This is a genomic window from Streptomyces sp. WM6378, assembly GCF_001279695.1.
In the GTDB taxonomy this organism is placed as follows: Bacteria; Actinomycetota; Actinomycetes; order Streptomycetales; family Streptomycetaceae; genus Streptomyces.
Genome location: NZ_LGDD01000279.1, coordinates 37,508 through 50,685, shown reverse-complemented (window position 1 = coordinate 50,685; position 13,178 = coordinate 37,508). Strand labels below are relative to the sequence as shown.

Annotated in this window: 8 protein-coding genes; 4 read left to right on the top strand and 4 right to left on the bottom strand. The window is 72.6% G+C overall.

Going from position 1 to position 13,178, the window contains the following annotated elements; all coding sequences use genetic code 11:
- Positions 1-26 precede the first annotated feature (26 nt).
- From ADK54_RS21155 to ADK54_RS21140, 4 genes are all read right to left on the bottom strand, one after another.
- Positions 27-908, bottom strand: coding sequence for a carbohydrate ABC transporter permease (locus ADK54_RS21155; RefSeq protein ID WP_053727237.1), 882 nt, complete (start codon positions 906-908; stop codon positions 27-29).
- 132 nt (positions 909-1,040) lie between these two features.
- Entirely contained in the window at positions 1,041-2,393 is a 1,353-nt protein-coding gene (locus ADK54_RS21150; RefSeq protein WP_053727236.1) for a carbohydrate ABC transporter permease, read from the bottom strand.
- A gap of 7 nt (positions 2,394-2,400) precedes the next feature.
- Positions 2,401-3,798: an ABC transporter substrate-binding protein gene (locus ADK54_RS21145; protein WP_053727235.1), complete on the bottom strand. Its 1,398-nt coding sequence runs from the start codon at positions 3,796-3,798 to the stop codon at positions 2,401-2,403.
- A gap of 232 nt (positions 3,799-4,030) precedes the next feature.
- Entirely contained in the window at positions 4,031-7,117 is a 3,087-nt protein-coding gene (locus tag ADK54_RS21140) for an FtsK/SpoIIIE domain-containing protein (protein ID WP_053727234.1), read from the bottom strand.
- Positions 7,118-7,513: 396 nt separating this feature from the next.
- Between ADK54_RS21140 and ADK54_RS21135 the strand changes: the two genes are divergently transcribed.
- The 4 genes from ADK54_RS21135 to ADK54_RS43660 all read left to right on the top strand — a co-directional run bounded on the left by ADK54_RS21135 (position 7,514) and on the right by ADK54_RS43660 (position 13,136).
- Entirely contained in the window at positions 7,514-9,184 is a 1,671-nt protein-coding gene (locus ADK54_RS21135; protein WP_053727233.1) for a serine/threonine-protein kinase, read from the top strand.
- Between the two features lie 142 nt (positions 9,185-9,326).
- A complete protein-coding gene (locus ADK54_RS21130; protein ID WP_053727232.1) occupies positions 9,327-10,571 on the top strand; it encodes a serine/threonine-protein kinase in 1,245 nt (414 codons plus the stop codon).
- A gap of 59 nt (positions 10,572-10,630) precedes the next feature.
- Positions 10,631-11,737, top strand: coding sequence for a peptide chain release factor 2 (prfB, locus tag ADK54_RS21125; RefSeq protein WP_053727231.1), 1,107 nt, complete (start codon positions 10,631-10,633; stop codon positions 11,735-11,737).
- A gap of 439 nt (positions 11,738-12,176) precedes the next feature.
- The gene (locus tag ADK54_RS43660) at positions 12,177-13,136 is read left to right on the top strand and encodes a hypothetical protein (RefSeq protein ID WP_078966514.1); all 960 of its coding nucleotides are present in this window, start codon (positions 12,177-12,179) and stop codon (positions 13,134-13,136) included.
- Positions 13,137-13,178: the final 42 nt, after the last annotated feature.

Sequence of the window (13,178 nt, the reverse complement as noted above, 5' to 3'; positions counted from 1 at the left end):
GGTGATCAAGTCCCTTGTGCGTACGCTCACTTCACCGCGCCGGCCATCACCCCCGACACGAACTGCCGCTGGAAGGCGAAGAAGACGGCGAGCGGGATGACCATGGAGACGAAGGCGCCCGGGGCGAGGACGTCGATGTTGTTGCCGAACTGGCGGACCTGCTGCTGCAGGGCCACCGTGATCGGCGGGTGCTTGGAGTCGGCGAAGATCAGCGCGACCAGCATGTCGTTCCAGACCCACAGGAACTGGAAGATGCCGAGCGAGGCGATCGCCGGGCCGCCGAGCGGCATCACGACCCGGGTGAAGAGCCGGATCTCGCCCGCGCCGTCCAGGCGGGCCGCTTCCAGCAGTTCCCTCGGGATCTCCGCGAAGAAGTTGCGAAGGAGGAAGATCGCGAAGGGCAGGCCGAAGGCGACGTGAAAGATGATCACGCCGACCGTCGTCTCGAAGATCCCGATCTGGCCGAAAAGCTTGGCGACCGGCACGAGGGCGACCTGCACCGGCACGACGAGCAGGCTCACCACGACCATGAACCACCAGTCGCGGCCCGGGAAGTCCATCCAGGCGAAGGCGTACCCGGCGAGCGAGCCGATGACGACGACCAGGACCGTGGCCGGGACGGTGATCGCGACCGTGGACAGCAGGGAGTCGGTGATCGTGCTGTTGTCCAGCAGGTTCGCGTAGTTGTGGAAGGTGAACTGGGACGGGTCGGTGAACGTCTTCCACCAGCCCGTCGAGGCGATGTCGGAGGGGCTGCGCACCGAGGAGAGCAGGAGCCCGACGGTCGGCATCAGCCAGAAGAGCCCGACCAGGATGAGGAACACGCGCAGCACGCCGCCGCCCGTACGCGACGCGATCCGCGCGGGCAGCGACTGCCGGGCCTTGACGATCCCTTCGACAGCGGTCATCGCCCGGCCTCCTTGCGCATACCCGGGGTAGTCATCGCCTGGCCTCCCTGCGCATGCGCCTGATGTTGCTGTGCTGTCCCGGGGGACGACCCCCGGACCCCCGGCAGGGGGCGGTCGCGACACGGCGGGTCCTCATCGCCTGGCCTCCCTGCGCATGCGCCTGATGTTGAAGAGCATCACCGGGATCACGAGGAGCAGCAGCAGGACCGCGATCGCGCTGCCTATGCCCAGGTCCGCCTCGGTGCCGAAGGAGGAGCGGTAGAGCTGGAGGGCGAGCACGTTCGCGTCGGCCTGGCTGGAGCCCGGCGCGATGATGAAGACCAGGTCGAAGATCTTCAGGACGTTGATCATCAGCGTGACCAGGACGACCGCGAGCACCGGCGCGAGCAGGGGGACGGTCACCCGGCGGAACACCTGCCACTCGTTCGCCCCGTCCACGCGGGCCGCTTCCAGGAGTTCGCGCGGCAGCCCGGCGAGCCCCGCCGCGATGAGCACCATCGCGAACCCGGCCCACATCCAGATGTACGAGCCGATGATGGCCGGGGTGACCAGCGCCGGACCGAGCCATTCGACGCCGTTGTACGGCTCGTGGAAGTTGCTTTCGGGGAGCCGGAGCAGGGCCCCGTCGGCCGAGGCGGGCAGCGTGAAGGTGCCGTCCGCGCCGGCGGTGGCCGAGGCGACGACCTTGCCGTCCTTCACCGCCTCGACCTTGATGCCCTTGAGGCCGAGCTCCTTGGTGTCGATGACGCCCGGACGGCCGCCGCCGCCCTTGGCGAAGTCGAGCCAGACCGTGCCGGTGACCTTGCCCGGGTCGGGCTTGGCGGGCTTGGCGGTCCCGGCCGACGTCGGCATCCTGTCGGCGGCCACCCCGACGAGGGGGAGCAGCGCGGGCTGCCCGACGTGCACCGCGTCCCGGGTGATGAACGTGCCGCCGCCCCCGTCCTTCAGCGGCGCGCTGGGCAGCGGATGCGCTTTGGGATAGCCGGCCGACTCGGTGAACGTGTCGTGCACGCCCACCACCACGGCGTTGGCGACCCCGCGCGCCGGGTCCTGCTCGTACACCAGGCGGAAGATGATGCCCGCGGCGAGCATGGAGATCGCCATCGGCATGAACACGATGAGCTTGAACGCCGTTCCCCAGCGCACCCGTTCGGTCAGTACGGCGAAGATCAGGCCGAGGGCGGTGGCGATCGTCGGGGCGCAGACGACCCAGATCGCGTTGTTCTTCACCGCGGTTCGGATGGTGTGGTCGGTGAACAGCGTCTTGTAGTTGTCGATTCCGGCGAACGAATGGCCGGACTGATCGAAGAACGATCGATAGATCGAGAATCCGATCGGATAGACCACGAGCGCACCGAGCAGCACGAGCGCGGGCAGCAGGAAGGCGGCCGCGATCCACTTGCGGGTGCCGGTGACGCTCTTGACGGTCCTGGGCGCGGGAGGTGTGGCGGGAGGCGGGGCGCCTCCCGCCGTGGCGGTCGTCATCGCCGGATCAGTTCTTGAACGCCGCGGCCGCGTCGGCCTCCAGCTTGGACTGGGTGCCCGCGATGTCGGACGGGTTCTTGAGGAAGTCCTGGAGGTCCTTCCACTCGCCCTTGCCGGGGGTGCCGCCGAAGGACTGCGGGGCCTGGTCCGACATGTCGAAGCGCACGTTGTCACCGGCCGCGATCAGCGACTTGGCGATGTCGCGCTGCACGTCGTTGGGGTACGCGCCGAAGTCCAGGGACTTGTTGGGCGAGACGAAGCCGCCGGCCTTCGCCCAGAGCTGCGCGGCGTCGGTGGACGCGAGCCACGTCAGCAGCGCCTGGGCGCCCTTGGTGTCCTTCAGGGCCACGGCCGCGTCGCCGCCCGTCACGACCGGAGCCTTGTCGCCCACGGCCGGGAACGGGAACGCCTTGGCGTCGGTGCCGATCTTGGCGTTGGTCTCCGCGATGTTGACGGAGGCGAAGTCGCCCTCGAAGACCATGCCGGCCTTGGGCTGGTCGCCACCGGTGAAGGTCTGCGTCACGGAGGCCGGGAACTCGGTCTGGAGCGCGCCGTTGGTGCCGCCCGCGATGAGGTTCGGCTTGCCGAAGAGCTGGGCGAGGGTGGTGAGCGCGTCCTTCACGGACGGGTCGGTCCACTTGATCGCGTGCTTGGCCAGCTGGTCGTACTTCTCGGGCCCGGCCTGGGAGAGATAGACGTTCTCGAACCAGTCGGTGAGCGTCCAGCCGTCCGCGCCACCGATGGACACCGGGGTCACGCCGGAGGCGGAGATGGTGTCGGCGGCGCCGAGGAAGTCCTTCCATGTCGCGGGGACCTTGACGCCCGCGTTCTCGAAGACCTTGGTGTTGTACCAGACCAGGGACTTGTTGGCGGCCTTGAAGTACACCCCGTACTGGGTGCCGTCGACCGAACCCAGGTTCTGCCACACCTTCGAATAGTTCGCGGCGAGCTGCGCCTTCGCCTCGGGCCCGGCGGGCTTGGCCCACTTCTTCGCCACGGCCTGCTGGATCGCGCCGACCTGGGGCAGCATCGCCACATCGGGCGGGCTGCCACCGGCGATCTTCGTGCCGAGGAAGTTGACGATGGGGTCCTGGGCGGGCACGAAGGTGACGGTGGCCCCGGTCCGCGCCTCGAACTCCTTGAGCACCTTCACGAAGTTGGCCTGCTCGGGCCCGGTCCACACGGCGGCGACCTCGATCTTCTCCCCGTTGAGCTTGGGGAGTTGGACCCCGCCGCCCGTGGACGCGGAGGTCGAGGCGCTGGCGGACGGCCCGCTCTTCTTGCCGTCGTCGCTGCTGCACGCGGCCGCGCCGAGCGCGAGACCGCTGATGGCGAGGGCGGATATGAGGGTGCGACCTGTCGTCGTGGTGCGTGTGGTGGTGCGGCCTGTACGAGTGCTGCGCATGCGTGCCCCGTCTCTCCCGTGCGCGTACGAACCGCCGCGCCCGGTGACGCAGGCGCCGCCGCTCTCGTCCCGTGCGACAGTCCTACGCCCGGTGTGGGGGCGCCGCAATACCGCCTTCGCTGTCCAGTTGATGATCGTGATGGGCTTGTGACGTTGGGCGTCGCGGGATGTCCCAACTGCCTCCCTTTGCAGCCGGGTTGATCCACTGGGGCCGCGGACGGCGGCCCCGCCGTCACGGCAGCGGCGGCACCGAGGGCGCGTTGACCAAGGACGCCGCGCGGTCGAGGGCGCTGGCCAACAGGGCGAGGTCCGTGGGGCCGTTGCCGAGCTCGCGGACCGGCCTTCGGGCCGGCGGGTCGCCCATCCGCTCCCACTCCAGGACCACGACGGTGGGCCGCTGCGTCGCGGTGCGCGGTATGCGCCCGGTGACCCGGCCGCCCTGGAACGGCACGGACACCCCGTCCGCCTGATGCAGCCGTCCCCGTCCCGGCGACGGCTCCTCCGGCGAGGGCGATGCGGGCGGCGGGTCCAGGACGACCCGGTGCCGGGCGCCGCGCGCGAGCTCCGTGTCGGCCGTGCGGTCGGGCCGGGCCGAGGCCGCCACGAGGTGCACCCCGAGCCGCTCGCCCTCGCGGGCCACCGCTTCCAGGGCCCGTACGACCGAACCCGCGGCCGGCCGCCCGGGACTGCCGAGCGCGGGCGCCACCAGCGCGTCCAGATCGTCGACCAGGACGACCAGGCGGGGCAGCGCGGGCCCCTCCTCGGTGCGGCTGCGGGCCACCGGGCGCAGCCGCAGCGTGCTGCTGCCCGGCGGGTCGAGGTCGCCCCGGCTCTCCACAGCGGGCGCCTGCCGCTGCCCCACCAGGCGCCCGGCGACCTCGCGCTGGGTCTGCCACTGTGCGAAGCCGAGCCCGCCGAGCACCTCGGCCCGGCGCTTCAGCTCGGCCCCCAGTGCCTGCGCGAACTCCCGCATCCGTACGGGGTCGGAAGCGATCAAGTGGGTTGACACATGCGGGAGTTCGGTGCAGGGGCGAAGGCCCTCGCCGCGTTCGCCGCCCGCTCCGTCGACCAGGATCAGGGCGAGGCGGTCGGGCCGGGCGCCCGCGGCGAGCGAGGCGGCGACGGCCCGCAGCAGCTCGGTGCGGCCGCTGCCGGGCGGCCCTTCGACCAGGAGGTGGGGGCCGTCGGACGCGAGGTCCACGCCGACCGGGCCGCGCGGCCCGGTGCCGAGCACGACCGCCCCGTCCGGCGCCGACTCCCAACGGGCCATCAGGGACGCCGGGGTGGCCCGGGCAAGGCCCAACTCGTCGAGGAGCCGGGAGGATTGGGGCAGCGAGGAGGCGAGGCGCCCGGCCGAAGCCGCCGTGCCGTCGCCGGTCCGCAGCGGGGCGAGCGCGCGGGCGAACCGCTCGGCCCAGGCGCGCGACACCGCGTCCATCGTGGCCACCGTGCCGTGCCCGGCCGGCCGGCCGCCCGCGATGCGCAGCAGCCGCAGAGTGGTGGCCACATCACCGCTGAGCAGGGCGACCGCCCCGCATTCGCGGAACGCGAGCGAGGCCGCGCACGCCGTCTCGTACGTCGCCGCGACGGGGGATGCCGCCGATGCGGGCGGGGCGTCGGCGAGACAGAGCAGATGGATGCCGGCCGCGGCGCCGGCCGCGGCGAGGCGCGCGGTGGTCTCGCGCAGCGGGGCCGAACCCGGGTCGCCGTCGACGACGACCACCGTGAGCGGGCCCTCGTAGCGCGCGGCGGCCTCGGCCACCGCGCTCCGGTCCGCCGAGGCCCAGGCCGGGCCGAGCGGGCCCGCGTCGAGCCGTCTGACCAGCTCGGACGTGCGTGCCGTCGCCTGGTCGCGGTCGTAGGCGAGGAGCAGCCGGCAGTCCTGGCCGTGCGCGGGGCGGACCTGGGGGAGCCAGCCCAGCCAGTCCCACTCGGCGGTCCGCGCCTGGAGGGGACGCGCCCGGTCCGTACTGATGAGGACGATCTCCAGGGTGGTCGGCGCGTGCAGCGCGGCCAGCTGGGCGATCGCCGAGCGGGCCAGTCCCGCGAGCCGCTCGCGGGGCCCCGCGAGCCCGAGCGAGCCCGCCTCGCGCAGCCCCACCGTGACCGGCACGGCCGCCAGCTCGCCCCGGTCCGTGGTGCCGACCCGGACGGCGAGCGCCTCGGGATGGCCCGGCTCGCGCTCCCAGAGCCGGGGGCCGGGGCCGAGCGCGGTCAGGAGCAGCGCGGCCGGGTCGGGCCAGCTCTCGGGCGCGGGCTCGGCCGGGGGGCGCTGCGGCTCCGCGGGTGCTTCCTCGGGCGCCGCCTCGCCGCGCCCGCCGGTCAGCCGCCGGGCCCAGGCCCCTATCCCGCCGCGCCTTCGGCCGCCGTCGGCCGCGTCCGCTCGGGCGTGCTCGGCCTCGTCCGGCCCGGGCAGGCCTTCGGGGAGCCGGGTGCCGCGCATCGGCGTGCCCTGCCGCCTGCTCGGCGGCGCCGCCTCCCGGTGGTCGTCGCGGCCGTCGTGCCCGTACCCGGAGGGCGCCCCCAGCGCGTCGAACCCGCCGCCGTGCGCCTCCTCGCGCCCGCCGGGCGTACTGAGAGGGGAAGCGGAGTGCCCGAAGGCGTAGGCCGTATCGCCCGACGGAGGGCTCAACTGCGGGGCGGGACCGGCCTGTTCGGCGCCTGTCGTGCGGGGGGTGACCCGGAGGTGGCCGTCGCCGTCCGGGACGGTGGCGAGGGAGGGCTCCGCCTCGGGGCCGCCGGGGGAGAGCCGCAGGGCGGACTCGCCGACCCGCAGCAGCGCGCCGGGCGCGAGCCGGACCGGCCGGGCGCCGATCTCCCGGCCGTCGAGGCGGGTGCCGTTCGTGGAGTTCAGGTCGGCGACGCTCACCCGGCCGTCCTCGCCGACCGTCACCTCGCAGTGCTGGCGCGAGACGTCAGGATCGTCCAGCGGGACGTCCGACTCGGTGGCGCGGCCGATGCCGATGCGGCCGCCGTGCAGCAGGTGGACGCCGCCCGCGTCCGGACCCGCCACCACGTGCAGCCGGGCCGGGGCCGGGCCGTCGTGGGCCGGCTCGTCCTCGGCGGGGGAGGCGAGGGAGAGCACCGCTCCGTCCACCAGGGGTGGCTCACCCAGGATGCGGCGCTGGGCGTCGAGCCGCTCGCGGCCCGCGTACAGCACCACGGAAGCGCCCGAGACCTCCGCGCCCGAGGCGGCCGAGGCCAGGCCGGATGCGACGGCCGCGAGTGCCGTCCCCGCCGGGGCGGTGACGAGCACGTCGCAGGCGCGCGCCGCAGCGTGGCCGCTGCGCGGCGCGAGGACGGTCAGCCGGATCTGCATCGCCTCGGCGGTCCCTTCTGCGCGGGGTGCCAAGGAGGAGGAACAGCCCTGTGATTCCCCCCACCCGGCACACAATTCGTGCTGAGGGCATCCTCGCACCTGCCACTGACAACACGCCCGTCGCCCACCTTTAATTGATCTTGATTGGTCGGCTCGGGACGCAAATGTGGACGGAAAAGTGGCTGGTTGCGACCGAGTGGGGCATTTCGAAGAGGTGCCGGGCACGGTCGTTCGGCAACCTTCTGTGCGAAGGCCGCGTCTTCCATGAGAACCATGAGAAGACGGTGAACAAGCTGGTGGCGCCGACCCCACGACCCGTCGGCACGATCGGGAGCGGCACTAGAGTGGGCCGGAAACCCACACAGCAATGGACGCGAGCAGCAGGGAGCGCATGACGTGCGGCCGGTAGGCAGCAAGTACCTGCTCGAGGAGCCGCTCGGACGCGGCGCCACGGGCACCGTCTGGCGAGCCCGCCAGCGGGAGACCGCGGGCTCCGAGGCGTCCGTGGCGGGCCAGCCGGGCGAGACGGTGGCGATCAAGGTCCTCAAGGAGGAGCTCGCCAACGACGCGGACGTGGTGATGCGCTTCCTGCGCGAACGCTCCGTGCTCCTGAGGCTGCGCCACGACAACATCGTGCGCACCCGCGACCTGGTCGTCGAGGGCGATCTGCTCGCTCTGGTCATGGACCTGATCGACGGTCCGGACCTGCACCGCTACATCCGCGAGAACGGCCCGCTCACCCCGGTCGCCGCGTCCCTGCTCACCGCCCAGATCGCCGACGCGCTCGCCGCGAGCCACGCCGACGGCGTCGTCCACCGTGACCTGAAGCCCGCCAACGTCCTCCTGGACGAGCGCGACGGCGCGATGCACCCGATGCTGACCGACTTCGGCATCGCGCGCCTGGCGGACTCCCCGGGCCTGACCCGTACGCACGAGTTCGTGGGCACGCCCGCCTATGTCGCGCCGGAGTCCGCCGAGGGCCGCCCGCAGACCTCCGCCGTCGACATCTACGGCGCCGGAATCCTGCTGTACGAGCTGGTCACGGGCCGGCCTCCGTTCGCGGGCGGCACCGCGCTCGAAGTCCTGCACCGCCACCTGAGCGAGGAGCCGCGCCGGCCGACCACCGTCCCGGCCCCGCTGTGGACGGTCATCGAGCGCTGCCTCAGCAAGGACCCGGACCGCCGGCCCAGCGCCGAGAACCTGGCGCGCGGGCTGCGCGTCGTCGCCTCCGGCATCGGCGTCCACTCCACCCCGGCCCAGGTCGAGGCGGCCGACGGCGTGGGCGCGCTGCTCGCGCCCGACCCGGCGCCGGCCCCGGTGCCGGAGGCCCCGGGCGCGGCCGACCCGACCCAGGTCCTGCCGAGCAACGCGGCCTCGTACGACCCGGCCGCGCGCACCTCGGTGCTGCCGCAGACGGGCCAGGCCCAGCACGCCGACCCGACGGCCGTCATGCCGCCGGTCCCGCAGGGCCAGCCGCAGCCGCAGGAGCCGCACCCCTGGCAGTCCCAGCTCCAGGCGGCGCGCGACCGCAACGAGCAGACCCAGGTCGGCTACCTGCCGCCCGAGCAGGACCCGCTGCGTCGCCGCCCGCACCGCCAGCAGCAGGCCCCGCAGGGCTACGGCCAGCAGGGCCAGCAGCCGCCCCAGGGCTACGCCCAGCAGCGCCCGCCGCAGGGCCGGCCGCCCCAGCGCCAGCAGTACGCCCCGCCGCCGCAGCCGTACCAGCAGCAACCGCAGCCCTACCAGCAGCAGTACGCGCCGCAGCGCCAGCAGTACGCGCCTCCGCAGCCCCCGCCGCAGCAGCCGCAGGCCCCCGCGCGTGAGCCGCGGGAGCCCCGCGAGCCGCGCCGGCGCAGCCCGAACCGGATGCGGATCCCGGGTCTCGGCTGCCTCAAGGGCTGCCTGTTCACGTTCCTGCTGCTGTTCGTCGCGGGCTGGCTGATCTGGGAGCTCACCCCGCTCCAGGACTGGGTCGCCCAGGGCAAGAGCTACTGGCAGGCCATCGGTGACGGGATTTCGACGGTATCCGGCTGGATCAAGAGCATCGGCGGCTCCGGAAAGCAGTGAGCAAAGGGCTCCGCCCCGTCGGTCCGGGACGCGACTTCGTGGATTTGTCGACTTCCAGAGGGTGATTTCGGCGCCAGAAGTGAAGGTTGGCGTCCCGGCCGCGTAGCCTCAGCGTGCACAGCCAGCCGCTGAGGGAGCAGTCTTGGCACGGAATATCGGCAGCCGGTACACCGCCCACCAGATCCTGGGCCGCGGCAGCGCCGGCACGGTGTGGCTCGGCGAAGGGCCCGGTGGCCCGGTCGCCATCAAGCTGCTGCGCGAGGACCTGGCCGCCGATCAGGAGCTGGTCGGCCGCTTCGTGCAGGAGCGCACCGCGCTGCTCGGCCTCGACCACCCCAACGTGGTCGGCGTGCGCGACCTGGTGGTGGACGGCAACGACCTCGCTCTGGTCATGGACCTGATCCGCGGCACCGACGTGCGCACCCGCCTGGACCGCGAGCGCCGGCTCGCCCCCGAGGCGGCCGTGGCCATCGCGGCCGACGTCGCCGACGGCCTCGCCGCCGCCCACGCGGCCGGCGTGGTGCACCGGGACGTCAAGCCCGAGAACATCCTCCTGGACATGCAGGGCCCGCTCGGCCCCGGCGGCGCCCACCCCGCCCTCCTCACCGACTTCGGCGTCGCCAAGCTCATCGACACCCCGCGCCGCACCAAGGCGACGCGGATCATCGGCACCCCGGACTACCTGGCCCCCGAGATCGTCGAGGGCCTCCCGCCGCGCGCCGCCGTCGACATCTACGCGCTCGCGACGGTCCTGTACGAGCTGCTCGCGGGCTTCACCCCGTTCGGCGGCGGCCACCCCGGCGCCGTACTGCGCCGCCACGTGACCGAGACGGTCGTCCCGCTTCCCGGCATCCCCGACGAGCTGTGGCAGCTGATCGTCCAGTGCCTGGCCAAGGCCCCGGCATCCCGCCTTCGCGCCTCCGAGCTCTCGGTCCGGCTGCGCGAACTGCTCCCCCTGGTCGCGGGCATGCCCCCGCTCGACGTGGACGAGCCGGACGCCGAGGGCGCCGAGGACGAGGAGGCGTACGAGGACCCGTACCCGACCGTCCCCACCACCCCGCGCCGCGGCGCGGTCCCGCTCGTGCCCGGGGCGCAGCACGACTCCGCCAACCGGGACACCCACACCAGCATGCGCGTCCCCGGCCCCGACGAGCTGGCCGGCGGCCCGCTCGGCACCGCCCGCGCGCCCCGCTCCTCGGGCGCCCCGCGTCCCGGCTCGGCCCGCCACCGCGCCGACCAGGTCCGCAAGCGCCGCCTCGTCCTGACCACGGCCGCGGTCGCGCTCGCGGCGGCGGTCGGCGTCGGCGGCTGGCTGGCCCTGAGCGACGACTCCGGCAAGCAGCCGCCACCGCAGGACACCAAGAACTCGGCGCCCGTCGTCCCCTAGACCAGGGATGATCAAGCCGCCCGGGGAACGCCGGAGCGCGCAGCCGTTACGCTGGACCCGTGGCAGTCGTCGATGTATCCGAAGAGCTGAAGTCCCTCTCCTCGACCATGGGGTCGATCGAGGCCGTCCTGGACCTCGACACGATGAGGGCAGATATTGCTGCGCTCGAAGAGCAGGCGGCCGCCCCGTCCCTCTGGGACGACCCGGAGGCGGCGCAGAAGATCACCAGCAAGCTTTCGCACCTCCAGGCGGAGCTGCGCAAGACCGAGGCCCTGCGCGGCCGGATCGACGACCTCGGGGTGCTCTTCGAGCTCGCCGAGGAGATGGACGACCCGGACACCCGCACCGAGGCCGAGGCCGAGCTGGAGTCCGTGCGCAAGGCGCTGGACGAGATGGAGGTCCGTACCCTCCTGTCCGGCGAGTACGACTCCCGCGAGGCGCTGGTCAACATCCGCGCCGAGGCCGGCGGCGTCGACGCCTCCGACTTCGCCGAGCGCCTCCAGCGCATGTACCTGCGCTGGGCCGAGCGCCACGGCTACAAGACCGAGGTGTACGAGACCTCGTACGCGGAAGAGGCCGGCATCAAGTCGACCACCTTCGTCGTCAGCGCGCCCTACGCCTACGGCACGCTCTCCGTGGAGCAGGGCACGCACCGCCTGGTCCGCATCTCGCCCTTCGACAACCAGGGCCGCCGCCAGACGTCCTTCGCGGGCGTCGAGGTGCTGCCGGTCGTCGAGCAGTCCGACCACGTCGAGATCGACGAGTCCGAGCTGCGCATCGACGTGTACCGCGCGTCGGGCCCCGGCGGCCAGGGCGTCAACACCACGGACTCCGCGGTCCGCATCACGCACGTCCCGACCGGCATCGTGGTCTCCTGCCAGAACGAGCGCTCGCAGATCCAGAACAAGGCGAGCGCCATGAACGTCCTGCAGGCCAAGCTCCTTGAGCGCCGCCGCCAGGAGGAGCAGGCGCTGATGGACTCGCTCAAGGGCGACGGCGGCAACTCCTGGGGCAACCAGATGCGTTCGTACGTCCTGCACCCGTACCAGATGGTCAAGGACCTCCGCACGGAGTTCGAGGTCGGCAACCCGCAGGCGGTCCTCGACGGCGAGATCGACGGCTTCCTCGAAGCGGGCATCCGCTGGCGCAAGCAGCAGGAGAAGTAAGCCAGTTACCGACGTGCGTTGAGCACACGACGACGCCGGGCCCCGAAAAGGGACCCGGCGTCTTCTGTTGTGGTGGTTACGTGTGCCGGTGGTGGCCGTTCCGCAGGGGAGCGGGGCGAGAGCGCGTCCGGGGGCTGAATTCGCTGGCGCAAGCGGGAATTGGGCGACTCGGCGCTTTGTCGACATCCGAACTCTCTTGTGAAGGGCGTCAGTTCCGGCCTTCTGTCACAGTCGTATTCCCGTACGCCCGGCAAGTAGGGCGATTTCGGGCATTGCGTGCGCAACGACCTTGACGTCATCTTTAAAACTGGCAAAGCTAACGCGCGGCATGCGTATTTCTGGGGCGTGTGTGACGGGGGAGGGGCCCAATTCGCTCTCCCCGGCGTTGCCGCCCCGGGCGCTGCTCCACGACGAGACAGCTACTGGGGGTAGCAGGCAGATGACCAAGAACACGCGGGTCCGCGTCGCGCGGATAGCAGCCGGTGCGGTGATTGCCGCCGGCGCGTCCCTGACCGCCGCGGGGGCGGCCCAGGCCGTCGGCTTCGACTCCAACGACGGCAAGGCCAAGAGCACCTACGACGAGCCCTGCATCCCGGGTACGCCGCTGTGCGACACCACGGGCGGCCAGACGACCGGTTCGACCACCGACGGTTCGACCGGTTCCACGACCTCCGAGGGCACGACCGGTTCGACCACCTCTTCGGGTACGACCGGTTCCACCACCTCCGAGGGCACCACGGGGTCGACGACCTCGGGCACCTCGGGCACCACGGGCACTACGGGGTCCACGACCTCGGGCACCACGGGCACTACGGGGTCCACGACCTCGGGCACCACGGGCACCACGGGGTCGACGACCTCGGGCACCACCGGCACCACGGGCTCCACCACGTCGGGCAGCACGGGGTCGACGACTTCGGGCAGCACCGGTTCCACCACCTCCGGTACCTCGGGCAGCACCGGTTCGACCGGTTCCACCGGTTCGACGGGCTCCACGGGCAGCACCGGTTCCACGGGCTCGACCGGTTCCACCGGCAGCACGGGCTCCACCGGTTCGACGGGTTCGACCGGCAGCACCGGTTCCACCATCTCCGGTACCTCGGGCAGCACCGGTTCCACCGGTTCGACGGGCTCCACGGGCAGCACCGGTTCCACGGGCTCGACCGGTTCCACCGGCACCACGGGCTCCACCGGCACCACGGGCTCCACCGGCAACACCGGCACCAACCCCGACACCGTCGGGTCGCAGCCGGTCGAGCAGGGCAAGCAGAAGGAGGAGCTCGCCGCCACCGGTGCGGGCGGGACCACCTTCCTGCTGGTCGGCGCCGCGACCATGATCGCGGGTGGCATCGGCTTCCGCTTCATGCCGCGCCTCGCGGGCGGCCGTAACGTTGCGTAAGCGCTAGCTGACGCACAAGAGGGCCCCGGGTGCCATCAAGCA

What these genes read in the sequence shown, in the direction of transcription:
- ADK54_RS21155 (WP_053727237.1), bottom strand. Translation starts at nt 908, where the DNA reads ATGACCGCTGTCGAAGGGATCGTCAAGGCCCGGCAGTCGCTGCCCGCG.
- ADK54_RS21145 (WP_053727235.1), bottom strand. Translation starts at nt 3,798, where the DNA reads ATGCGCAGCACTCGTACAGGCCGCACCACCACACGCACCACGACGACA.
- ADK54_RS43660 (WP_078966514.1), top strand. Translation starts at nt 12,177, where the DNA reads ATGACCAAGAACACGCGGGTCCGCGTCGCGCGGATAGCAGCCGGTGCG.
- ADK54_RS21140 (WP_053727234.1), bottom strand. Translation starts at nt 7,117, where the DNA reads ATGCAGATCCGGCTGACCGTCCTCGCGCCGCGCAGCGGCCACGCTGCG.
- ADK54_RS21150 (WP_053727236.1), bottom strand. Translation starts at nt 2,393, where the DNA reads ATGACGACCGCCACGGCGGGAGGCGCCCCGCCTCCCGCCACACCTCCC.